The sequence below is a fragment of the Lysinibacillus sp. NPDC093712 genome (genome assembly GCF_050280025.1).
Lineage (GTDB): Bacteria > Bacillota > Bacilli > Bacillales_A > Planococcaceae > Lysinibacillus.
On sequence record NZ_JBNNUU010000002.1, the window covers coordinates 652,081 to 674,548 of the forward strand.

At 39.6% G+C, this 22,468-nt stretch carries 21 protein-coding genes and 1 other annotated feature; of the genes, 2 read left to right on the plus strand and 19 right to left on the minus strand.

The annotated features are described in order from the left end of the window. Positions 1–16: 16 nt before the first annotated feature. The 9 genes from ACQKNX_RS10735 to ACQKNX_RS10775 form a co-directional block, all read right to left on the minus strand. Positions 17–529, minus strand: coding sequence for an adenine phosphoribosyltransferase (locus ACQKNX_RS10735; protein ID WP_427428864.1), 513 nt, complete (start codon positions 527–529; stop codon positions 17–19). A gap of 14 nt (positions 530–543) precedes the next feature. Beyond that, on the minus strand, positions 544–2,883 hold the full coding sequence (recJ, locus tag ACQKNX_RS10740) for a single-stranded-DNA-specific exonuclease RecJ (RefSeq protein ID WP_427429187.1): 2,340 nt from the start codon (positions 2,881–2,883) through the stop codon (positions 544–546). Between the two features lie 317 nt (positions 2,884–3,200). Beyond that, on the minus strand, positions 3,201–3,983 hold the full coding sequence (trpA, locus tag ACQKNX_RS10745) for a tryptophan synthase subunit alpha (RefSeq protein WP_427428865.1): 783 nt from the start codon (positions 3,981–3,983) through the stop codon (positions 3,201–3,203). Beyond that, complete coding sequence (gene trpB / locus ACQKNX_RS10750; protein WP_427428866.1) at positions 3,983–5,191, minus strand: tryptophan synthase subunit beta; 1,209 nt, start codon at positions 5,189–5,191, stop codon at positions 3,983–3,985. Before trpB ends, trpA begins: the two co-directional genes overlap by 1 nt. Next, entirely contained in the window at positions 5,169–5,804 is a 636-nt protein-coding gene (locus ACQKNX_RS10755; RefSeq protein ID WP_427428867.1) for a phosphoribosylanthranilate isomerase, read from the minus strand. The genes trpB and ACQKNX_RS10755 overlap by 23 nt, the downstream gene beginning before the upstream one ends. Further along, positions 5,801–6,592 carry an indole-3-glycerol phosphate synthase TrpC gene (gene trpC, locus ACQKNX_RS10760; RefSeq protein ID WP_427428868.1) on the minus strand — a complete coding sequence of 264 codons (792 nt, stop codon included), beginning with the start codon at positions 6,590–6,592 and terminating at the stop codon, positions 5,801–5,803. The genes ACQKNX_RS10755 and trpC overlap by 4 nt, the downstream gene beginning before the upstream one ends. Then, entirely contained in the window at positions 6,589–7,620 is a 1,032-nt protein-coding gene (trpD, locus tag ACQKNX_RS10765; RefSeq protein WP_427429188.1) for an anthranilate phosphoribosyltransferase, read from the minus strand. The genes trpC and trpD overlap by 4 nt, the downstream gene beginning before the upstream one ends. Then, the gene (locus tag ACQKNX_RS10770) at positions 7,620–8,993 is read right to left on the minus strand and encodes a chorismate-binding protein (RefSeq protein ID WP_427428869.1); all 1,374 of its coding nucleotides are present in this window, start codon (positions 8,991–8,993) and stop codon (positions 7,620–7,622) included. The genes trpD and ACQKNX_RS10770 overlap by 1 nt, the downstream gene beginning before the upstream one ends. 102 nt (positions 8,994–9,095) lie before the next feature. Then, positions 9,096–9,408 (minus strand) — a binding site (T-box leader). 147 nt (positions 9,409–9,555) lie between these two features. Further along, the gene (locus ACQKNX_RS10775; protein ID WP_427428870.1) at positions 9,556–9,744 is read right to left on the minus strand and encodes a hypothetical protein; all 189 of its coding nucleotides are present in this window, start codon (positions 9,742–9,744) and stop codon (positions 9,556–9,558) included. Positions 9,745–9,847: 103 nt separating this feature from the next. On the opposite strand from ACQKNX_RS10775, the gene ACQKNX_RS10780 reads away from it, so the two are divergent. After that, positions 9,848–10,549, plus strand: a complete 702-nt coding sequence (locus ACQKNX_RS10780) for a hypothetical protein (RefSeq protein ID WP_427428871.1) — start codon at positions 9,848–9,850, stop codon at positions 10,547–10,549. 143 nt (positions 10,550–10,692) lie between these two features. Here the strand turns inward: ACQKNX_RS10780 and secDF are convergent, their stop codons facing one another. Next, the gene (gene secDF / locus ACQKNX_RS10785; protein ID WP_427428872.1) at positions 10,693–12,960 is read right to left on the minus strand and encodes a protein translocase subunit SecDF; all 2,268 of its coding nucleotides are present in this window, start codon (positions 12,958–12,960) and stop codon (positions 10,693–10,695) included. 356 nt (positions 12,961–13,316) lie between these two features. Then, the gene (locus tag ACQKNX_RS10790; RefSeq protein WP_427428873.1) at positions 13,317–13,655 is read right to left on the minus strand and encodes a post-transcriptional regulator; all 339 of its coding nucleotides are present in this window, start codon (positions 13,653–13,655) and stop codon (positions 13,317–13,319) included. A 93-nt stretch (positions 13,656–13,748) separates the two neighbouring features. On the opposite strand from ACQKNX_RS10790, the gene ACQKNX_RS10795 reads away from it, so the two are divergent. Then, the gene (locus ACQKNX_RS10795; protein ID WP_427428874.1) at positions 13,749–15,266 is read left to right on the plus strand and encodes a putative polysaccharide biosynthesis protein; all 1,518 of its coding nucleotides are present in this window, start codon (positions 13,749–13,751) and stop codon (positions 15,264–15,266) included. On the opposite strand, the gene ACQKNX_RS10800 is transcribed toward ACQKNX_RS10795, so the two are convergent. The 8 genes from ACQKNX_RS10800 to ACQKNX_RS10835 all read right to left on the minus strand — a co-directional run bounded on the left by ACQKNX_RS10800 (position 15,263) and on the right by ACQKNX_RS10835 (position 22,456). Then, positions 15,263–15,898 (minus strand): DUF421 domain-containing protein, encoded by a 636-nt coding sequence (locus tag ACQKNX_RS10800; protein ID WP_427428875.1) that lies wholly within the window; start codon positions 15,896–15,898, stop codon positions 15,263–15,265. The genes ACQKNX_RS10795 and ACQKNX_RS10800 overlap by 4 nt on opposite strands. 143 nt (positions 15,899–16,041) lie before the next feature. Next, positions 16,042–16,308, minus strand: coding sequence for a preprotein translocase subunit YajC (yajC, locus tag ACQKNX_RS10805; RefSeq protein WP_340826447.1), 267 nt, complete (start codon positions 16,306–16,308; stop codon positions 16,042–16,044). Between the two features lie 147 nt (positions 16,309–16,455). Next, positions 16,456–17,601, minus strand: coding sequence for a tRNA guanosine(34) transglycosylase Tgt (gene tgt / locus ACQKNX_RS10810; protein ID WP_340823429.1), 1,146 nt, complete (start codon positions 17,599–17,601; stop codon positions 16,456–16,458). 113 nt (positions 17,602–17,714) lie between these two features. Continuing rightward, positions 17,715–18,761 carry a tRNA preQ1(34) S-adenosylmethionine ribosyltransferase-isomerase QueA gene (queA, locus tag ACQKNX_RS10815; RefSeq protein ID WP_427428876.1) on the minus strand — a complete coding sequence of 349 codons (1,047 nt, stop codon included), beginning with the start codon at positions 18,759–18,761 and terminating at the stop codon, positions 17,715–17,717. Positions 18,762–18,779: 18 nt separating this feature from the next. Then, a complete protein-coding gene (ruvB, locus tag ACQKNX_RS10820) occupies positions 18,780–19,784 on the minus strand; it encodes a Holliday junction branch migration DNA helicase RuvB (protein ID WP_427428877.1) in 1,005 nt (334 codons plus the stop codon). A gap of 18 nt (positions 19,785–19,802) precedes the next feature. After that, positions 19,803–20,423 carry a Holliday junction branch migration protein RuvA gene (gene ruvA, locus ACQKNX_RS10825; protein ID WP_340823426.1) on the minus strand — a complete coding sequence of 207 codons (621 nt, stop codon included), beginning with the start codon at positions 20,421–20,423 and terminating at the stop codon, positions 19,803–19,805. 112 nt (positions 20,424–20,535) lie between these two features. Beyond that, positions 20,536–21,333: a phosphotransferase gene (locus ACQKNX_RS10830; protein WP_427428878.1), complete on the minus strand. Its 798-nt coding sequence runs from the start codon at positions 21,331–21,333 to the stop codon at positions 20,536–20,538. Between the two features lie 70 nt (positions 21,334–21,403). Next, positions 21,404–22,456, minus strand: coding sequence for a LysM peptidoglycan-binding domain-containing protein (locus tag ACQKNX_RS10835; RefSeq protein ID WP_427428879.1), 1,053 nt, complete (start codon positions 22,454–22,456; stop codon positions 21,404–21,406). Positions 22,457–22,468 lie beyond the last annotated feature (12 nt).

Below are 22,468 nucleotides of genomic sequence, written 5' to 3' on the forward strand. Positions count from 1 at the left end.
CAGCCTCTTTCGTTTATTAATATTGAATTAATGTTTTCATGCTTAGATCGCCAAGTTTTGCACGACCGTTTAGTTCGATTAGCTCAATTAGGAATGCACAGCCAACAACTTCTCCACCTAATTGTTGAATTAGGCGAACTGTTGCCTCTACTGTACCACCAGTTGCAAGTAAATCGTCACAAATAAGCACTTTTTGACCTGGTTTGATGGCATCTTTATGCATTGTTAATGTATCTTTACCATATTCTAAACCGTAATCTGCACTAATTACTTCACGTGGCAATTTTCCTGGTTTACGAACTGGTGCAAAGCCAATTTCAAGCGCATAAGCAACTGGGCAGCCTATAATGAAACCACGAGCTTCAGGACCTACAATAATTTCTGCGCCAACTTCTTTAGCGTATTCAACGATTTTATCTGTTGCATATTTGTAAGCTGGACCGTTATCCATAATTGTTGTAATATCTTTGAAGCTAATGCCTTCTTTTGGCCAGTTCTCAACTGTTGTCACGTATTGCTTTAAATCCATAGTTCTTGCTCCTCCTACGAAATTGTATTCGTATATAAATTTAATCGTTCATCAAACCATTGCTTTAGCTCTATATATGGTGCATAGACAAGTTTTTGCTCTATTTCAATCTGTTCTGAACGTTGTTTGTAAGACGGCGCCTCAGTTAATGCCGTTTTCGGCGCATTCACGTTGACAGTCGTCAGTCCACTCTCCATTCTAACAAAATTGAGCTCAAAAAACACCTGTGTCATAAATTTTAATGCTTCTAACGGCCAACCCGTATGCTTTGCTAAATCCGTTAAATGCATATCTAATGGAAATGCAGGGCGTTGCTTTAGAAATTTATAGTACCAGGCAAATTGTTCACGCGTAGGCATTCCGTTGAAGTACTGGGAATCTGGCATATAAAAATGAGCATAAATACGGGAAGGTGCAGTTTTTAGTAATACATTTTCTAATAATTGAACGTTGTGTGGTAAATCAAGCAACACAATATAATTTGTTTGCTCTACATTGGACAGTTCAGCATCAACTAAGTGAATTGGCACACCTAGCAATGAGTGATAATAGCTCATCGTCTCCGGACGGAACGCATAAAAAACAGCTTCCTCTTTTGGCACTGTATGCAACCAACGAGATGTTTGACGAATTCCACGAATATCAAATAATTGCCACTCTGTGGTTTGAACATCCTCAATCATAAATTGTGGCTTTTTACGTCCTTGCCACTCATTAATTTGAAGATCGCCAATAAACGATACTTTAATGCCGTATGTCAGCTCATTATACAAATGCCCTTTATTAAAACCTACACTATCCAATTTCTCAAGGCCGTCGGTTAATTCCATTTTAATGTGATTTTCAGCAGCACCAATTTTACGCATCGAAGCAATTTCCACATCCTCAAGCACATACACTGGCTTCTGGAAATCTGTGCCGAACGGGCCGAGCGTCGCAATTTCTTCTATGGCATCCGCGGAAATCTCATCAATTTTAAGCGGAATATCAATTGAAACAACCGGCGTTAATTGCTCTTCTGTTAAGCATTCTCTTGCTTGTGCATCCAATCGCGCTCGCAGTTCATCCACATGCTCCAATGGTAACGTCATTCCCGCTGCCATCGGATGTCCGCCGAAATGTGGTAAAATATCTCTATTTTTCGCCAATTCATTATATAAATGGAACCCTTCAATACTACGTGCAGACCCTTTTGCTGTCCCTTTCTCCAAGTCCAGTGACAGTACAATTGTTGGACGATAATAAAGTTCAACAAGTCTTGATGCAACAATACCTACAACGCCAGCGTTCCAGCCTTCCCCTGCTACAACTAAAACAAGTGAATCCCCAATCTTTTCATCTGCTTCAATTAAGGCAATCGCCTCATCTGTAATACTTTTCACGATATCTTTACGTTCTGTATTACATCCATTCAGCTGTTTAGCTAGAGCTGTCGCCTTTGGTGCATCCTCTGCCATTAGTAACTCAACAGCTGGAGACGCTTCGCCAAGTCGCCCAACTGCATTTAAACGTGGCCCAAAATAAAAGCCAATCGTTTCTTCATTGATTGTGGCTTGCTCTGCACTTGCTACTTCGCACATTGCCTGTATCCACGGGCTAAGTGAACGTCTCATTTCCTCAATGCCACGTTTTACAAGATAACGGTTTTCGTCGACTAGTGGTACTAAATCGGCCACGGTACCAATTGCCACAAACTCAAATAAATGTGTTGGCAGCTCACCATATAGGGCATGCGCTAATTTAAATGCCACACCAACACCCGCCAGCTCACCAAACGGATAATGACCTTCAGGTACTCGTGGATGTAAAATGATATCCGCTTGTGGTAACTCTTCACCAGGCTCATGGTGATCTGTCACAATCACATCCATTCCAAGTTCCTTTGCTACTCGAATCGGTTCAATACCTGAGATACCATTATCCACCGTTATAATTAATTGAATGCCCTCTTCATAGGCTTCACGAAATAATGCTTCGTTCGGACCATAGCCATGTAAAAAACGATTAGGTATTTTAAATGACACATCTACTCCAAGGTCTTGTAGTACATTGAGCATGACCGTCGTACTTGTCACACCATCGGCATCATAATCTCCGTAAACTAAAATTTTCTCATTATTTTCAAGCGCTTTCTGGATGCGCTCTACCGCTTCTGCCATACCATGCATTAAAAACGGATCATGTATATTTGCTTCTGTCATATTTAATAAGCTTTCTGCATCGGCTGATGTTGAACAGCCTCGGGCCACCAAAATTTTCGCCGCAATAGCAGAAAGTTGTAAGTCATTTTGTAATGTTTGTACAAGTTGTGCGTCTGGACGCTCAACCTGCCATCTTTTTTTCGATAAAATCATATTTCTCACTTCCTCACGAAGGCTATTATACCGAAAATCGAGCATGTTCGCACTATCCACTAGCTTACTAGATTTATCCTGATTTAATAGATTGTCTATTTCTTCGTTATTTCTAACATACAGGACACTTTCCTTCCACATATTAAAAAGCCTACTCTAAGAAAGAGTAGACTTCGGAGTGGACGGCGACAAATAAAGTGCCAGGCACTCAAACAATTTCAGTTGATTAGAGCAGACGACGGCGATGAATGCACCGCAACAGACCGCCCGCAAGCGATTGTTGCGGCTTACAAGTGCGCAAGCGAAGTGCCAGGCACTCAAACAATTTCAGTTCCTTTCGAGGCAGCGACTAATGCTTCGATTTTAGCCACATTTCCTTCATGCAAAGCCGCCACTATTGTACTGCCTACAATTACGCCATTGCCAAGGGCACCCATGCTCACCACTTGTTGAGGCGTTGAAATACCAAAGCCCGCTAACACAGGTATGTGACTCATATTACGCAAACGTGTAAAATGACCTTCTAAATCATCTGCAAAGCTTGCGCGAGCCCCAGTAATACCGTTTACAGTTACTGCATAAACGAAACCTTGACTAGCCGCTGCTATACGGGCAATTCGCTCTGGTGGGCTTGTTAACGATACAAGTTGTACAATATCAACACCATGGGGATTTAAAGTTTGACGAAGTATTTCACTTTCCTCTAGTGGTACATCAGGAACGATTAATCCTTTTATCCCCCCTGCTACACAAGCAATGGCAAATTGCTCTAAACCATAAGCTAAAACGGGATTAAAATATGTCATAACGACTAATGGAACGGTAATCTCTTGACGGAATGAGGCAAGCGCCTCTAGAACTTTTCGCAATGTTACACCTTCTGCTAAAGCTCGTTCTCCTGCTTGTTCTATCGTAGGACCATCTGCAACAGGATCGGTAAACGGAATACCAACTTCAATGGATGTCACACCCATTTTTTGTAATGACAAAATAGTTGGCTTTAACGTTTCAAGCCCACCGTCTCCTGCCATAATATAGGGCACAAATGCTTTATTACCAGTATTGTTCACTTGATCAATTGCCTGCTGTAATGTTGTCATTATTTATCACCTCCAAGTACTGCACGAACAGTATGGACATCCTTATCACCGCGGCCTGATAAACAAACAACGATGATGTCATCAGCATTCATTTCTTTTGCAAGCTTTGCTGTATACGCAATAGCATGTGCACTTTCCAGAGCCGGTAAAATACCCTCTGTGCGACTTAGTAATTGTAGACCTTCAAGTGCCTCATCATCTGTAATAGAATCAAAATTTGCGCGTCCGATATCATGCAAATAACAATGCTCTGGCCCCTTCCCAGGGTAATCAAGACCTGCTGAAATGGAATGTGCCTCCTGAACAAAACCATTGTCATCTTGAAGTAAATACATGTAAGCTCCGTGAAGAACGCCTAACTGACCGCCTGCAATGGCAGCAGCGTGTTTCCCTGTATCAATACCACTTCCAGCTGCTTCTACACCATATAACGTTACCGATTCATCATCGACAAATGGATGGAACATGCCAATAGCATTACTACCACCGCCTATACAAGCGACAACGGCATCTGGTAAACGTCCTTCTTTTGCAAGGACTTGTGCTCTTGTCTCCACACCAATGATACGTTGGAAATCACGCACGATTTTCGGGAATGGATGAGGACCTAGTGCTGAGCCTAAAATATAATGTGTATCTTCGACATTCGTCACCCAATATCGAAGAGCAGCATTCACTGCATCTTTCAGCGTTTTCGAACCTGTTTCAACTGACTCTACCTTTGTGCCAAGTAGCTCCATACGGAAAACATTTAATTGTTGTCGCTTGATATCTTCAGCACCCATAAAAACAACACATTCCAAATTTAGCAATGCACATGCAGTCGCTGTCGCTACACCATGTTGTCCTGCTCCCGTCTCTGCCACTATTTTCTTTTTACCCATGCGCTTGGCAAGAAGCGCTTGACCAATAGCATTATTAATCTTATGAGCGCCTGTATGATTTAAATCTTCACGCTTCAAATAGATTTTGGCTCCACCAAGCTCTTTTGTTAAATTTTCAGCATAGTACAGCGGTGTCTCACGACCTACATATTCCTGTAAATAATAAGCTAGCTCGTTTGTGAATGTTGGATCTGCCATCGCCTCATCAAAAGATGCTTCTAATTCTATTAATGCCGTCATTAATGTTTCTGGAACATACTGGCCCCCAAATTTCCCGTAGCGCCCTTGCTTCGTCGGTACACTATTTGCGATTGAATTTGTCATTATGCTCTCCCCCTCTTACTGCTTGTAAAAATGCTTCTATTTTTTTCGAGTCTTTGCTACCCTCTGTCTCAACACCGCTTGAAACATCTACCATAGAAGGTGATACAAGTGACAGCGCCTCTTGAATATTTTCTAACTTTAAGCCACCTGCTAGTATTAGCTTGTCACGTTGGATGCCGGCTGCCTCAAGTAATGTCCAATCAAACGTATGACCACTTCCGCCTTTATAATCCGTGCCAGGAGCGTCGAATAAATAATAATCAACATCATAGTTGGTCGCCGCCTGCACGTCCTTAGCGCAATGGACAGAAAGAGCCTTAATCGAAGGATAGCCTTGCTGAACAATAAAGGCCGGCGTTTCCTCGCCATGATACTGCACATAATCCAATGGCACACTCGAGACTGCCAGTTGTAATTCCTCAGGCGTTGGATTAACAAAAACTCCTATTTTCATAATTCCTTCAGGTACATGCTGTGCCAATTGTTGCGCCTGTTCTATGGACACTTGGCGTTTACTTGGTGCAAAGACAAAACCGATGGCATCCGCTCCTGCTTGTACCGCCGCTTTCACATGTTGTACTTCTTTCAAACCGCAAATTTTCACCTTCGTCATACTGATGCCCCCACTTTATTTACCTGTAATTGTCGAAGTGCACTCCCTGCATCGCCACTGCGCATTAATGATTCTCCTACAAGAACAGCGCTTACGCCCATAGCCGCAACCTTTTTAGCATCCTCATTATTCCAAATACCACTTTCACTAATCAGCACCCGTTGCTCCCCAAATGGAAAAGCCACTGCAATTTCTTTCGTACGTGCTAAATCTACTTCAAATGTGCGTAAATCTCGATTGTTGACACCAATTAACTTTGCACCTAGAGCTACTGCCCGTTCAAGCTCTTCAACATCGTGAACTTCTACTAACACTTCTAGTCCCAAGCTTGTTGCAAAGCTAAATAATTCTTGTAACGTTGCATCGTCAAGTGCTGCAACAATGAGTAAAATAATCGATGCACCAGCAGCCTTTGCAAAGCGTATTTGCACTCGGTCAATCATAAAATCTTTACATAAAAGCGGGGTTTGAACAGACTTCGCAACCGCTGCTAAATCTTCAAACGAGCCTTGGAAAAATGCTTTGTCCGTTAAGACTGAAATAGCTGCTGCACCTGCTCCAGCATAAATTTTCGCCTGTTTTACAGGATCAGCTCCTTGTGCAATAAGTCCCTTCGACGGAGAAGCACGTTTCATTTCCGCAATGACTTGCAAAGTGTCAGCAGTGTTTAACGTTGCAAAAAGAGAGTGGCGCTTTATTTCGTTGAAATCGGCTAATGGATCTGGCTGTGTAAGTAAGTCGGCTACCTCTATTTTTTTCTGTTCTATAATTTTAGTTAATATATTCATTGCCCAATCTCCACCTCTTTAATTTTCTCACTATAAGCGGCTACTGCCTCTAATTTTTGTAATGCACGTCCACTGAAGATACTATCCCTAGCAATGGCTACACCTTCTTTGACGGTTTGCGCAATCCCATGGCTAAATAAACCAATTCCAGCATTTAGCAATACCGTATCAAAATAAGCACTTTGTTCACCTGCCAGCAATTTGCGCATAATGGCTGCATTGTCGTTAGCATTGCCACCTCGAATCGCTTCTAAAGGTGCATAGTGAAGTCCTGCGTCCTCTGCTGTTAAGGCAAACGGAATCAAATCTCCCTTATCTACTAAGACAAATGTATTTTGACCAGCAAGTGACGCTTCATCTAAACCCATCGGACCAGAAACAACTATCGCTCGCTGACGTCCGAGCATTTGTAAAACGGAAGCATATTCCATCACAAAGTTTGGGCGATTAATGCCAGTAAATTGAGTTGATAATGGCACTGGATTTGTCAGTGGCCCGACAAGATTAAATATAGTTGGCTTTCCTAAGGCACGGCGTACCTCTCCGATACGCTTCAATTTGGGATGTACATTTGGAGCATATAAAAAAGCAATACCTTCTTTTTCTAAAAGCTCTACCGTCTGCGGAATAGAAATATTTGTATGAATACCTAATGCCTCTAACACATCCGCACTACCTGATGCAGATGAAATTTTACGATTACCATGCTTAGCCATTTTGACACCTGCCCCCGCTAATACAAAGGCCGATGCAGTACTAATATTAAATGTATTTAATCCATCACCACCTGTACCACAGTTATCCATATAGACACCTGCTTTAGCTGGTACTTCCAGTGCAAATGAACGCATAACCGTTGCTAATGCCGTCACTTCATGAGCCGTTTCGCCCTTTGCCGATAAGCTTAATAGAAAATTAGCTATTTCTTCTTTCGGTGTAGTTTGTTGGAACATCCATTTTGCAGCTTCTATCATTTCCTCGTACATTAAATGCTGACGCTGCTGAACCTTTCTTTTTATCATTTCCATCATTTTATCTCACCTTCATTTTTCAAATGTTGTAAAAATAACTGTTCTTCCGCTGTTACTTGTTTCAGTACATTTTTCACATTTGAATATTTTGTTACCGTTATCGTGGATTGCATATGCATTGTGTTATTTTCAACAACAATTGACTTACCTGTTAATGCAAAATCTAAATGCCCATTAAATCCTATAAATCCTATAGCACCACCAAAAACACCTGCTGTTTGAGTTGTGTTTGCTATATTACTTTCGGTTTGTTGATTTGACATACTTGTAGATGAAAATGGCGGTATTGTCGCAGCTAAGACATCTATTGCATGTAGCATCGGTAATAGTTGCCCTTCTACATAGGATGTCATATGCAGCTTCTGCTTCGAACGCTCAATTCTCATCGCATCGATCACTTGAATGGAATCACGAAAACATACATTTGCTAGCTCTTGTTGTACAGCCGTAACAAGAACTGCATGCGATTTCCTCACTTCAGTATTTTCGTACAGCTTACGTTCATTTTCTCTATCTTCTAAGTTGGTTGTGCCGCGTGGAAAAGAGCCCTCAGTAGGTGTCGCAATAACGCGTTCCCCCTTTACTTGAACCAAACTTTCAGGCGATGTTCCCATCACAATATGATCATCAAATGTTACGTAATACATATATGGGGCAGGATTTTTCTTTCGTAATTGACGATATAATGCAAAGGCATCTCCATGCATAGTAGCCATAAAGTGTTTGGAAAGAATAACACGTGTATGCTCCTCGCTTAACGTCTCTGTTATGTTTGTAACAGATGTTGCAAATTGTTGTTCTGATAACGGCTTTAGCGCTTGATAGCTCCATGTTGTATCTTCAACTTCTTTGCCTGTTAATAACTGCTGAGCCAATTCCTCTAAATTCGGCTCTTTATTTTCTGCATCGATGTTTGTATGGATCAATGTAATTTCATCCGTTAGATGGTCAAAAACAACGATCGTTTCATAAACATGAAAATGTATATCTGGTCCCTCTAAAATTTCTTGATTTCTTGGTACGTTATTTGTAGCACTACTGCCAATAAACCCTATTGCACCACCTGAAAATGGAAATTCAGTCGTATTCGAAATACGAGGCATCAAGCGTTTCAACAATACGAAAATGTCGCCTTTATGTGTATACGTTTTTCCCGTTTTATAGGAGTATTCCGTAATCTCATCGCCTATACCTTTATATGTTTTTCGAGGATTGGCACCTATGAACGAATAGCGTCCTGCCCCTTCATGCTGTGCTGAACTTTCTAGCAAAAATTTATGTGTACCTTGCAAGCGTCTAAAAATTAATATTGGCGTTAACGAATCCCCATTTATTTTCTTCACCTTTGTTCTTGAACTGGTTGTTTGCATATCGACTAAACTCCTTTTAAACATTAATTTTACGTTTCTCGATTTAGCAAAAGCATAAAACAAAACAAAAAAAGCCCTCTGCAAAAAGGAAATTTCCTAATTACAGAGGACGATCATGACCGCGTTGCCACCTCATATTAGAGCTATAAAGCTCTCACTTATGTGCATCATTACCTATAGCAAATAAAATCTATCGCAGTGTTTTTTGTGCGAAAGATTTATAGGCATATGTCTAATAAACAGTTGTGTAGCTAACTGTTTAAGATGAAGCACCCCCGATAACGTGGGGAATCCGTTTGCTATTATACATAGCAACTCTCATAAGTCCATTCACATAAGCTACAAATCAGTTTTCACCAGCCACTGACTCTCTAAATTGCACACTTAAGCTACTACTCTTATTCAACAATTTCTCAGCTATTCTCGTCTATGCTCTGCTCATCTGTTCTAGGCTAATCTCGCTCCCGAGACCTTCTACCTTATCCGAACGAAAAGTTAGCCTTATTCTATGCCACCCTACAATAATTGTCAACCAATTCTGATTAAAAGATTACAAAGTTGCTTATTTCTTTTCACATTTGTTAGGGACTTTCATTATTTTAAGTAGATAAAATAAACCAACGAACAAAAATATAACTCCTAAAAAATTCAATACAATATTTTTAAGTAATTCATCTTTTACTGTAATATTTAAAAATAAAGAACCAACCAGCACAATAAACAAACTCAATACAATTTTCAGCAATTTCATTAATTTTCCCTCCTATAAAATCACTTGTTAGTTTAATTTATTTCCTTTTCTATATATAATTTATATATCATATTTATAGTCTTTTAAAGAAAGGAGTATAATCATGAAAAAATTTCTAAACCTTACAGCGTTAATACTACTAGTAATATTTACTCTCAATCTCCCCTCAGCTAATGCAGAAGTATCATCAAATAATAAAAGATTTATTTTAACTGACTCTGCAACAAAAGAAAGTTTCATCGTAACAATAAATACTGACAACGGCATAAAAACGGTGATTGTAGACGACGGAAACACAACTGAAAACATTGTCTACGATACTAAAAAAAATGAAATGTTTTTAAACGGTGAAAAACTTTCAGATGAAATAGTAAATTCTTTAAAAAAATTTGCTGAAATTGAAAATGAGCATACATCAATCAATAACCATCAATCTATTCACTTGCAAAACAATAATCCAACACTTTTATCAGTTGATCAAGGTGCTGGATTTGGTACAACATGGGTTTATGAATTTACAGATTATGGACAAATTAATGTTTCTGGCTTAACTAAAGCTGCACTAATAGGTGTCCTCGCAGCCATACTTACAAAAAATGTAATAGTAGGTGTTCTAGCTTCTATAGCAACTGCCATTTTTTCTTCAGTCTCTTCTGAAAGAGGCAGTGTATATTATAAGCACATCAGATATACAAAACCACACGAACAGTTTCCCTTACTATATAAAAGATATAAAGAAGAGGTATATTTTTACAAATATTCACAATATACAGGGCTAATAAGACATGAAACTATCTATCATTAACACAATAAAAGATTATTATTAGAAACACTAAAATTTTCAACAAAAATTCTCAATAATTAAGTTATTTGTAAAACACTAATCCTAACCATACAAAAAAAGAGCCATCTCAACATCAGTTGAGAACGGCTCTTTTAAATATTTTATTAAACAGTAGGTTCGTCTGTTCCCCATTTTTTTTTCTCTTTTTTGCGTAATTGTCCATCTGATTTTTTCATCTCACGCACTTTTAGTGAGTACCAGATTTGGGCTGCAATACAGATTGAAGAATACATACCTGTAATTAAACCAATTAATAACGCAATTGAGAACGTTTCAATCGACGGTGCACCGAAAATAAGAAGTGACACTACTACGATAATTACAGTTAAGACTGTATTTACCGAACGTCCCATCGTTTGACGTAACGATTTATTGACAATATTAGCTAAAACTTCTCTATCTTTAATCGTATCATACTGCTCTAAGTTTTCACGCATGCGGTCAAATGTAACAATTGTATCGTTAATGGAGTAACCAACAATTGTCAGTACGGCTGCAATAAACGTAATGTCCACCTCTAAGCGCATAAAACTAAAGACAGCAATGATAAGGAATACGTCATGCAGAAGCGATACAATCGCGCCAATACCCATGCGCCATTCAAATCGAATCGCTACATAAATGATGATTCCAAGTGCCGCAAGTGCTAATGCTTTAATCGCATTTTTCACGAGCTCTTTACCGATAGTTGGAGATACAGTACTTACCCCAGGCTCATGACCATATTTCTCCCCTACTACCTTCTTGAATTTTAAAATTTCACTTTGTGATAAGTCTTCATTATAACGGATAACCGCCATTTTATTTTTCTCACCCGAAAGCACAATATCATCAGATGGGAAACCGATGCTAGCCACATATTTTGAAACTTCTTCTTTCGTTAATGTTTGATCCGCTTCAATTTGCGCTCGCGTACCACTAGAGAAGTCAATCCCAAGATTTAAGCGGAAAATTCCAAGTACAACAATCCCTGCAACTAAAATAGCTAAAGAGAGTGTATAGAATTTTTTACGGTTGTGTACAAAGTCAAAACGATCAAATTTCGTTGATAAATCTAATGTACCGATTTTTTCATCCAAGCTATGTTGTTTAGATTTTGGTATACCAAACCATGCTGGATTATTAAAGTAACCGCTGTTTACAAGTAATCCTAGTAGCACACGAGAACCCCAAACAGCTGTTAGGAAGCTCAATAAGATACTAATGATTAATGTTGTTGCAAATCCTTTAACAGAGCTTGTACCGAAGTAGAATAATACACCTGCAGCTAATAATGTTGTGAGCTGCGCATCGATAATCGCCGATAAAGATTGTTTAGAACCAATCTGGAATGCTTGTTTTACCGAATAACCTACACGTAGCTCTTCTCGAATACGTTCTGCTGCTAGGATATTCGCATCTACTGCCATCCCTATTCCGAGCACGATAGCTGCAATACCTGGCAATGTTAACACGGCATTAATCCAATCGAACACAACAAGCACTAGGAATGTGAATATAGCAAGTGTGATAATCGAAATAAAGCCAGGTAAACGGTAGTAGAATAGCATAAATAGGAATATAACTATTACGCCGACAATACCTGCAAATACTGTACTTTTTAATGCTTGATCACCGAATTGTGCGCCAACTGATGTAGAGTAAATCTCATCAAGTTTCACAGGAAGTGCCCCTGCATTTAAAATACCTGCTAAATTTTTTGTTTCATCAACTGTAAAGCTACCACTAATCATTACATCTGTAGTATTCAACGTTTGACTAACTGTTGCTGCAGAAGAATAGCGAGGTTTCGCTTTTTGTGATTCCGCTTTATAAGAATCGACACCTTCTTCAAAGTCTAGCCATACAACAAGTAAATTTTGGCCTTGTGGTTTGGCAGCAATTTTACTCGTAATATCCGCAAATTTTTTCGCATCTTTTAACGTTAGCGAAACAATTGGACGGTTTTGTTGGTCAAAGGAAGCTGACGCACCATCAGCCTTTAAATCATCACCATCTAAAAGTAAATTATCATCGACATCACGGAATGTTAAATTCGCCGATGTAGATAGCATTTTACGAGCAGATTCTTGGTCTTCAACCCCCGCTAATTGCACGCGAATACGGTTTTTGTCTTCAACCTGTATGCTTGGTTCACTTACCCCAATTGCATTGACACGGTTACTAAGAGCTGTTGCCGTTGCCGTTACAACCTCTGGTGTGATTTCTTGTCCTTCTTTTAATTCACTGACCTCATAAAGTACCTCAAACCCGCCTTGTAAATCAAGACCAAGCTTAATGTCCTTTAAGACGCCATTTACAGTCGTACTCATGGAAGCTGCAAATAGCACCAAAAGTAGCACGAATGCAACAATTCGACTTCTTAATTTCATCTATAAATCCTCCTCGAATTGGTGCAAGGGCATCCCTTACACTGCAAACAAGTATACTAGCAATACCTTTTGAAACCTGTATTCCTCCTTTTCCTTAGAATAATTGTAGCTCGTGCTTCAAAAGGGTTGCTTTACTTATTTTAATCGTTCAATAACGCGCAAATCCCGTACTAATAGAAGATGCGTCTCCCATTTCATTATGAATAGTAAGCGGAACATTTATGTAGGGAAATCAAAATTCCTTACAACTTTTTACAGCCTTTTTTTTAATATGGCTTGTACAAAGTAAAAAAGCGCAACACACTCATTATGAAACACGTTGCGCTTGGTGTCAATTCAACACTGTAGTATTCTTATTAATCTTTTACAGAACCGACATATTCTGCTTGTGTTTTCAACGGACCAAGCAATGATTTTAGTTCCTCTGTGTTTATTTCTGCAAACCAATCATCACTTTGCAAAAACTCTACTTGGTTGAATGAGACAATATCGGACGGTGATACTGCAAAAATAGTAGCAATAATTTCATATAAGCGCAATTGCTCTACATTTTTTTTCCGCCATTTTTTTTCTACGCAAAAACGCCATAATTCTTCTGCTGTAATCGCATCATAATTATAATACTTAAATTCTGCAATCTTACTATCAATTGCCGGACGAATTTTTTCAAATAGTTGTGCATGTTGCATACTCATTTTGAATCATCTCCAATCAAAGTTGTATCGTAAGAAGTGTTTGCATACAAATAGTGTAAATGAATTTTTGCGGCTTGAGAAGGGACGGATGGCATGAGTTCTTTTGTAAGAGGTACACTATTTTTAATGTTTGTGATTTTCTTATCTAAACTCTTTGGCTTCTTTTATAGAATGCAGTTTATGCGTATCGCTGGTGAAGAGGCAGTCGGCATTTATATGACCGCCTATCCTGCATTTATTTTCTTCATCTCACTCATTCAACTTGGACTACCTATCGCTGTAGCAAAAATTGTAGCTGAATTACTAGCAAAAAATAAACGCGAAAGCATTTTTGGCGTGATGCGTACGGCAATCCTTTGGTCATTTATTGGTATGATTGTATTTATGCCACTCGTTGCACTGACAATACCTTATATCTCTACTACGCTGTTACATAATGAACAAACAACCTTTACACTTTGGATTGCACTCTTTGCTGTGCCAGTTTCGGTTGGTTCAGGATTACTCCGCGCTTATTTACAGGGCGTTGCTAAAATTACACCAACTGCATGGGCACAAATGCTTGAACAAGTTGTTCGTATCGGGTTTATTACCTTCATGTTACCATTGGTTGCTGCTTATAATAATGCTTCGATAACTGCAGCTTCTGCAATGGGTATTACACTGTTAGCTGAAGTAGTTGCTTTCTTGTATTTATGGCTACATTATACGGTATCAAAGAAAAAAATATTGCCAAGAAAAAGCAAAGTGGAGTCCTATCCTGCTTCACCTATGTTGCGGGTTGCCGTACCTTCAGCAGGAAGCAAACTATTTGGCTCTTTCACTTGGTTTTTAGAACCAATTATCTTTTTAAAGGCATTAACAATGGCAGGATTGACTGCATCTGCTGCGACTATATTATACGGAGTTATTTCAGGTGTTTTAGTGCCCCTGCTATTATTCCCAGCCTTTGTATCCACAGCACTTTCAATTGTCCTTATTCCTGCTGTTAGTGATGCAGTTGCGCGTCAGCATAACGCTCTATTACAGGAACGTATATCTGTTTCTCTACGCTTATCTTCATTGGTAGGCTGCGTCGCTGCCACATACTTTTTCGTTCATGGCGACGACTTAGCAATGAAATTATTTCACTTAGAAGAAAATAGAGGCTATGTGAAAATTTTAGCACCCATTTTTTATTTTTATTATATTCAAAGTCCATTACATTCGATTTTACAAGCTGTCGGTGAAGCTCGTGCTGCAATGATGAATTCAATATACGGTGGTCTTGGCAAATTATTCGTCATGTTTGTACTAGCCTCTCAACCTGGGATACAAGAAAAAGGTGCTGTTGTAGCAATTGGCTTCGGTGTTTTACTAACATCGTTCTTGCATATCGCTACAGTTAGACAACGCAAAAATTTACGCGCAGGCTTCCGTATGTTTGTTGTACCTTATAGCTGTTTTATTGGCGTTTGTATTGCGCAATATTTCTTCATGCAAATTATGCCATTACCATTCCTATTAAGTAGCTGTGTTACATTATTTTTACTATTTACACTGCTATTAATGACCAATCAATTACGCTTTACAGATTTCCTTTATATTCGTAAATTAGCCAAGAAGGTTTAAAATTCCTTTAATTGAATATGAAGTCGATTGTCTTCCCATATACAAAAGAACACTGTACTACTATCCTGAATATTATTTTTAGCTAGCTCAGCCATTAACCATTCTTCATCTTTATGAATAATCATTAAATGTCTATCTTGAATATCACCATCAATTATAAGGGGATAGATAAATGCCTTCTCATCCTTTTTATAAACGGAGAGGTTGCCAGAAGGCTCTAAGTAAGCATAAGCAATTTCAGTAACAGAAGCGATGCCATTTTCTCGTAGTTGCTGACATAGATCATCCAAATTATAGCGCTGCTTCCTCATTTCACTTTCTTGGATAATTCCATCCTTCACGAGCAGTGCTGGTTCACCGTCAACTAAATCACGTATCTTTTTATTTTTTAACGATAAATACGCACTCAATATTTGAATAAAGAGCAAAATAATAATTGGTAATATGGCATTAAATAAAGGATTTTCGTAATCATCAAGTGCAAAAGCAGCAACTTCCGCAATTAATACGAACACGACTAAATCGATGACAGAAAGTTCACCTACTTCACGTTTACCCATTAAACGAAAAACAATGAGTATAAACACATATAAAAAGCACGTTCTAAAAATAATTGTTAAATATTCTTCCATACAGACACCCCCACAATATCAAGGTGACCGTATTAGTTGCTTTTTATACAAAAAAGCTGTGTCAAAAATGCGCACATTTCGACAAAGCTTTTAAAATTGCAAAGGCGTTGTCCAAAAATTATTTGGGACAACGCCTTATATTATTATACTTGGTCATTTACGACACGTCCGATTGCTTGACGGTCAAATTTAACGCGAACATTATCAGCGATAACTAAAGTGATAGCAGTGTCCTCGATTGAGTCGATAACACCATGTAAGCCACCGATTGTAATAACTTTATCACCGCGCTGTAAGCTACCTTGCATATTTTGCGTCTCTTGCTGTCTCTTTTTAGCAGGACGGATTAAAATGAACCACATCGCCACGAACATCAATATAATAGGCGCAAATCCTAAAATTGATTCCATATTCATATTGTTAGCCCCCTTTCCAAATCTCACTTTTTTAGTATAGACTATTTCACCCTAAAAAAGCGATGGACAAGCCCAAAATTTTTCTATATTATCAATAGTTTTTCTATAACAGGTAAATTTTCGCTAAGATGCATTCCATTTTTAGAAGTTTTTAGCATCCGGTCCATTGAAACCGTACTTCTCGAAAAATTCTTCACGGAAATCACCAAGACGATCCTCACGAATAGCCTCACGCACTTGCTCCATTAGCTTCAGTAAAAAATGTAAGTTATGATAAGAAGTTAAACGTATACCGAATGTCTCTTCCGTACGAATTAAATGACGGACATACGCACGAGAATAATTTTTACATGTGTAGCAATCACAGTTTGGATCGATTGGACCGAAATCACGTGCATATTTCGCATTTTTAACGACTAAACGGCCTTCAGATGTCATTAATGTACCATTACGTGCAATTCGTGTTGGTAATACACAGTCAAACATATCGATCCCTCGAATAGCGCCGTCAATAAGAGAATCTGGCGAACCAACACCCATTAAATAACGCGGCTTATTGGATGGCATTAACGGTGTCGTAAACTCTAGCACTCGATTCATCACATCTTTAGGTTCGCCTACTGATAAGCCCCCTATTGCATAACCAGGAAAATCAAGCTCTACTAATGCTTCAGCAGAGCGACGACGTAATTCCTCGAATTCCCCACCTTGAATAATGCCGAATAAGCCTTGATCTTCTGGACGAGCATGCGCTTCTTTGCATCGCTTTGCCCAACGCGTCGTTCTGTCTACTGATTTCAGCATATAGTCATATGTCGCTGGGTAAGGTGGACATTCATCAAATGCCATCATAATATCTGACCCTAAATCATTTTGAATTTCCATCGCCTTTTCTGGACTTAAAAATAGCTTATCACCATTTAAATGATTACGGAAATGGACACCTTCTTCTTCGATTTTACGGAATTGGCTCAGTGAAAACACTTGGAATCCACCTGAATCCGTTAAAATCGGGCGATCCCAGTTCATAAATTTATGCAGTCCACCTGCTTCCTTCACAATATCATTGCCTGGACGAAGCCATAAGTGGTACGTATTTGAAAGAATAATGCCCGCATTCATTTCTTTTAATTCCTCAGGAGACATCGTTTTAACGGTCGCTTGAGTCCCCACAGGCATAAATGCTGGTGTTTCAAAAGAGCCATGTGGTGTATGCACGATGCCTAGTCGTGCTCCTGTTTGCTTACATGTATGAAGTAGTTCATAACGAATTGCTGGTTGTGTCATAAAATAATAAATCCTCTCTTATCTAAAGTAAAAACAGTACTCCGATTTTTTTAATTTTTCATTTGAAAAATTAATATCAACATTCAACTGTCTTAATAGAATGTTGATAAACATTATTTACGAATTGAACTCGAACGAATAAACATAGCGTCCCCGAAGCTGAAGAAGCGATATTTTTCTTCTACTGCCTGATTGTAGGCACTTAAAATCGTATTCTTCGTCGCAAGTGTACTAACGAGCATTACTAATGTCGATTTCGGTAAATGGAAGTTTGTAATTAAACCATCGACTACAGTAAATTTATAGCCTGGATAAATGAAAATAGATGTCCAACCTTGCTCTGCACGTACTTCTCCATACTTAGAGCCGATTGTTTCGAGCGTACGAGTAGATGTTGTACCAACAGCTATCACATTCCCACCATTTGCTTTCACTCGGTTAATCGTAGCAGCCGCTTCTTCTGTTACACTATAAAATTCAGCATGCATTTCGTGATTTTCTATTGAATCCACACTCACTGGACGGAATGTTCCAAGGCCAACATGCAACGTTATAAAAACAATTTCCACACCTTTTGCGCGAACTTGATCTAATAATTCTTGCGTAAAATGAAGACCTGCTGTTGGTGCTGCTGCCGAGCCGCGTTCTTTCGCATATACAGTTTGATAACGCTCACTGTCATCTAATTTTTCGCGAATATATGGAGGCAATGGCATTTCTCCAAGTTGCTCCAAAATTTCATAAAAAATACCTTCGTATTTAAATTCAAACATACGGCCACCATGGTCTAACTCAGCTGTACAAGTAGCGGTTAGTAAACCGTCACCAAATGTCACAACGGTACCCACTTTAACACGTTTTGCTGGCTTTACAAGCGTTTCCCATTCATCAGTGCCTGCTGTTTGCTTTAAAAGCAATACTTCGATATGTGCGCCTGTTTCCTCTTTCACACCCATTAAACGTGCTGGTAATACTCTTGTATCATTTAATACAAGACAGTCACCGGCATGTAGCTCATTTAATATATGGGCAAAATGATGATGCTCGACTTTTTCTGAGCCCGGTGTCACCACCATTAAACGGCTTGCCGTACGATCGACAAGTGGCGTTTGTGCAATGAGCTCCTCTGGTAATTCAAAATCAAAATCTTCTACACGCATTGAAAAAACTTCCTTCTTTTATGTTTGTTGTGGATAATCATATCCAAAATGTTCGTAAGCAAGATGCGTTGCAACACGTCCACGCGGTGTACGTTGAATAAAGCCTATTTGCATTAAATAAGGCTCGTACACATCTTCTATCGTCACTCGTTCTTCACCTATGGAGGCAGCAAGTGTATCTAAGCCTACTGGGCCACCACGGAAGCGCTCAATCATATTGGTCACAAGTTTATGGTCAATATGGTCAAGCCCTCTAGGATCAACTTGTAAAAGTTCTAGCGCTTGCTTGGCAAGGTCCTCCGTTATCATACCATCTCCAAGCACTTGTGCATAATCTCGCACTCGTTTAAGTAAGCGGTTAGCGATACGGGGCGTACCACGAGAGCGCCTTGCCATTTCACCTGCGGCTATGTGCTCAATATCGACATCAAATAAATGCGCGCTTCTAACTACTATTTCAGCTAGTGATATATCATCATAAAATTCTAAACGTAGTAGAACACCGAATCGATCTCGGAGTGGCGCTGACAACGCTCCAGCTCTTGTAGTTGCCCCAACGAGTGTAAAAGGTGGCAAATCAAGACGGACAGAACGTGCTTCAGGGCCTTTTCCAACAACGATGTCTAAACAAAAATCCTCCATTGCTGGATAAAGTACCTCTTCAATCGCACGGGGAAGGCGATGAATTTCATCTATAAATAATACATCTCCCGGCTCCAGTGAGCTTAAAATTGCGGCTAAATCTCCTGGACGTTCAATAGCAGGGCCACTCGTCATACGAACATTAACATTCATTTCATTTGCAATAATCGCGGCTAATGTCGTCTTTCCCAATCCAGGAGGACCATATAATAGTACATGATCTAAACTTTCCTGCCGAAGCTTCGCCGCTTCAATGAAAATTTGTAAGTTCTCTTTAACCTTCTGCTGCCCAATATATTGAGCTAATCTTTGTGGCCTTAGAGATAATTCAAATTGTTCATCATAACTACCTGCTTCACTTGCTATCATGCGCTCTGACATGTACCCGCCCCCCTTTCATTATTTTAACTTTAGTAGAAGCTGTAAGGCTTGCTTCATATAGGCATCTGTTGTTTCCAGCTTGTCATTATCTTCAAGAAGCGGTCGGATTTTATCGAGTTCTTTTTCCGAGTAACCAAGTGCCATTAATGCTAAAATGGCTTCTTCTAGTTCATGCTTATATGGATTGACGCCAAATAACGGTAACTCATCCTCAGAGCTAGGTAACTCAATTGTGTCAAGTAAAGAACCAAGTTTGCCTTTCAAATCTAGAATCATTTGACGTGCTGTTTTTTTACCGACACCAGGGAATTTCACTAAAAATGCTTCGTCTTCACGTTCGATGGCACTGATTACTTGTTGGGGGTTGCCTGTTGCTAAAATCGCAAGCGCACCTTTAGGTCCAATGCCCGACACTAAAATTAATTTTCGAAACAGCTCTCGTTGGTCTAAATTTGGAAAGCCATACAGCATTTGTGCATCTTCTCGAACATGTAGATGTACGTATATTTGTTGTTCTACGGCTGACGCACGAAATGCAAATGGATTAGGCGTATTCAACTGCCAGCCAATCCCTTGTTGTTCCAGAACGATATACTCAGGCGTAATACGCACTACTTGTCCTTTTAAATAATCATACATGTAAAATCCCTCACATTCATCGTCTTCGATTATAGCATATAGCGAACGAATGCTCGACTATATAAATGGCGATAGTACCGTTCACATGCAAAAATGACCGCCTCGGAGACGGTCATTTCTTTAGCACTCTATCAATATCGTACCACAATTTTGGCCAGTATGTTAGGGCTCGCTTAGTAAACGGTATTAAATAATCTAAAAATACTAGTTGTTGTTCTAGTGGCAAATCTACAGCAAATAACCACTCTCGTAATAACTCATTAGGAAACTTTAAACGATGTAACTTTCTCTTATCTAACCGTTGAAGCTCTGGTAATTCGTTCAAAATACTATCAATATTATAATCTACTGCAGGTAACACACGATGCAGCCATAGTATATATTCATCATCGGCTTCACCAAGATGTGCAAGATCAAAATCGATTAAGCGCAATTCCCCATCTGAACACCATAAGAAATTATGATGAACGACATCACCATGTAGCAATGTTATTTCTTTTTCTGGCACATTTTCTTGTTCCATTAACTGCAAAGCCTTTTCACTAAAATGAATGATTTGATCCACTTCTTCTCTCGTTAAAAATGCTCTAAATTCATTTCGTCTGCTTTTAAAACGCATATGACGCATCTGCCATTTTAATAGCTGTGAGAAGGTATACAAACCTGGCACTCGTTGCCACGCAATTTTTTGATTTGTATCATGCAGTGTGTTTAATAACTTTAAAGATTGTTCTCTATCTTTTTTATGTGCAAAATTCGCACTGTGGCTTCCCTCTTGCCACATTTGAACAATAAGTTGCTCATCATCACTTTTTACTAGAGGCAGGACGAGGGAGGGCTCTATTCGTCCAAGTTGACGATGAATTGCCCTCACCTTATCTGCTATTTCTAACTGCTTTGCTCGTTTCACGAAATAATGATTTGATCGATATTTATACTTCCAAATGTTCGGTTTTACTTCCTCAACAATGAATGCCTTTTTACCATCGATAAGGCGTCATCCCGCCTGGGAAAAAGTTCGGTGAAACCCATGGTCCAGGTGAAGGACATGGTGGCGGGCATGGTGGTGGGCAGTTATGATCAAATTGCCAATTAGGCATCATTACCGGCTGAGAGCCACATCCACAGGATTGACCCATTCCATGTTGTGAACCACATCCGCAAGATTGACCCATTCCATGCTGTGAACCACATCCGCAAGGTTGATTCATCGGCATCATCGGCATCATTGGCATCTGCTCAAATTGAGGCTGCATTTGTGGCTCATTAAAGAATGGTGATGAGCTCGATTCTAAGAAATTCGCACCTTCTACATATGTTGGCATTGGTTGTTGTGGCATAGCATATTGCATTTGTTGCTGTGGCATTGTATATGCCTCTACTTGTGGATGCATTGGCATATGCCACCACATTTGATGATGCATTGGCTGATGGCAGCTAGAGCAATGAGGTACCATTGGCATATGTGGTACCATATGAACCGGCGGCGGTGCTGGTGCTGGTGGTGGCGGTGGTGGTGGCGGCGGTGCTGGCTGTGCTACTGGTGGCGGTGGTGGTGCTGGTTGTTGCACTTGCGGCATTACTAATTGTTGATTCCAGCTAAGTTCTACTGGCTGAGGCACCCACATCGGTTGCTGTTGTTGTGGCATCGGCATTGGCATTGGCATTGGAAACGGTATTGGAATCATCTGTGGTTCTGGCATAGGCATCGGTGCTGGTGGTTGAATAACAATAGGTGGTGGTACCGGCATCGGTCTTTGCACCTCTTTTTTAACACTTTCCTTAGGCTTTGTTTGAGTTGGCATCTCTTTATGCATTTGTGTTTCTTTATGTGTTTCTTTATGTGTTTCCTTATGCGATCCTTTATGTGGCTCCATGTTTATTTTTTCAGGCAAAATAATTTCCATGCCCGGAACAATATAATCAGGGTTGGCAAGATGAGCATTGAGTCGCTTTAAATCCTCAAACGAAATACCGTACTCTTTCGCAATCTTCCACAACGTATCTCCCTTTTGAACAATATGAATACGCAATTTTTTCCTCCC

What these genes read in the sequence shown, in the direction of transcription:
- ACQKNX_RS10735 (WP_427428864.1), bottom strand. Translation starts at nt 529, where the DNA reads ATGGATTTAAAGCAATACGTGACAACAGTTGAGAACTGGCCAAAAGAA.
- recJ (WP_427429187.1), bottom strand. Translation starts at nt 2,883, where the DNA reads ATGATTTTATCGAAAAAAAGATGGCAGGTTGAGCGTCCAGACGCACAA.
- trpA (WP_427428865.1), bottom strand. Translation starts at nt 3,983, where the DNA reads ATGACAACATTACAGCAGGCAATTGATCAAGTGAACAATACTGGTAAT.
- trpB (WP_427428866.1), bottom strand. Translation starts at nt 5,191, where the DNA reads ATGACAAATTCAATCGCAAATAGTGTACCGACGAAGCAAGGGCGCTAC.
- ACQKNX_RS10755 (WP_427428867.1), bottom strand. Translation starts at nt 5,804, where the DNA reads ATGACGAAGGTGAAAATTTGCGGTTTGAAAGAAGTACAACATGTGAAA.
- trpC (WP_427428868.1), bottom strand. Translation starts at nt 6,592, where the DNA reads ATGAATATATTAACTAAAATTATAGAACAGAAAAAAATAGAGGTAGCC.
- trpD (WP_427429188.1), bottom strand. Translation starts at nt 7,620, where the DNA reads ATGGAAATGATAAAAAGAAAGGTTCAGCAGCGTCAGCATTTAATGTAC.
- ACQKNX_RS10770 (WP_427428869.1), bottom strand. Translation starts at nt 8,993, where the DNA reads ATGCAAACAACCAGTTCAAGAACAAAGGTGAAGAAAATAAATGGGGAT.
- ACQKNX_RS10775 (WP_427428870.1), bottom strand. Translation starts at nt 9,744, where the DNA reads ATGAAATTGCTGAAAATTGTATTGAGTTTGTTTATTGTGCTGGTTGGT.
- ACQKNX_RS10780 (WP_427428871.1), top strand. Translation starts at nt 9,848, where the DNA reads ATGAAAAAATTTCTAAACCTTACAGCGTTAATACTACTAGTAATATTT.
- secDF (WP_427428872.1), bottom strand. Translation starts at nt 12,960, where the DNA reads ATGAAATTAAGAAGTCGAATTGTTGCATTCGTGCTACTTTTGGTGCTA.
- ACQKNX_RS10790 (WP_427428873.1), bottom strand. Translation starts at nt 13,655, where the DNA reads ATGAGTATGCAACATGCACAACTATTTGAAAAAATTCGTCCGGCAATT.
- ACQKNX_RS10795 (WP_427428874.1), top strand. Translation starts at nt 13,749, where the DNA reads ATGAGTTCTTTTGTAAGAGGTACACTATTTTTAATGTTTGTGATTTTC.
- ACQKNX_RS10800 (WP_427428875.1), bottom strand. Translation starts at nt 15,898, where the DNA reads ATGGAAGAATATTTAACAATTATTTTTAGAACGTGCTTTTTATATGTG.
- yajC (WP_340826447.1), bottom strand. Translation starts at nt 16,308, where the DNA reads ATGGAATCAATTTTAGGATTTGCGCCTATTATATTGATGTTCGTGGCG.
- tgt (WP_340823429.1), bottom strand. Translation starts at nt 17,601, where the DNA reads ATGACACAACCAGCAATTCGTTATGAACTACTTCATACATGTAAGCAA.
- queA (WP_427428876.1), bottom strand. Translation starts at nt 18,761, where the DNA reads ATGCGTGTAGAAGATTTTGATTTTGAATTACCAGAGGAGCTCATTGCA.
- ruvB (WP_427428877.1), bottom strand. Translation starts at nt 19,784, where the DNA reads ATGTCAGAGCGCATGATAGCAAGTGAAGCAGGTAGTTATGATGAACAA.
- ruvA (WP_340823426.1), bottom strand. Translation starts at nt 20,423, where the DNA reads ATGTATGATTATTTAAAAGGACAAGTAGTGCGTATTACGCCTGAGTAT.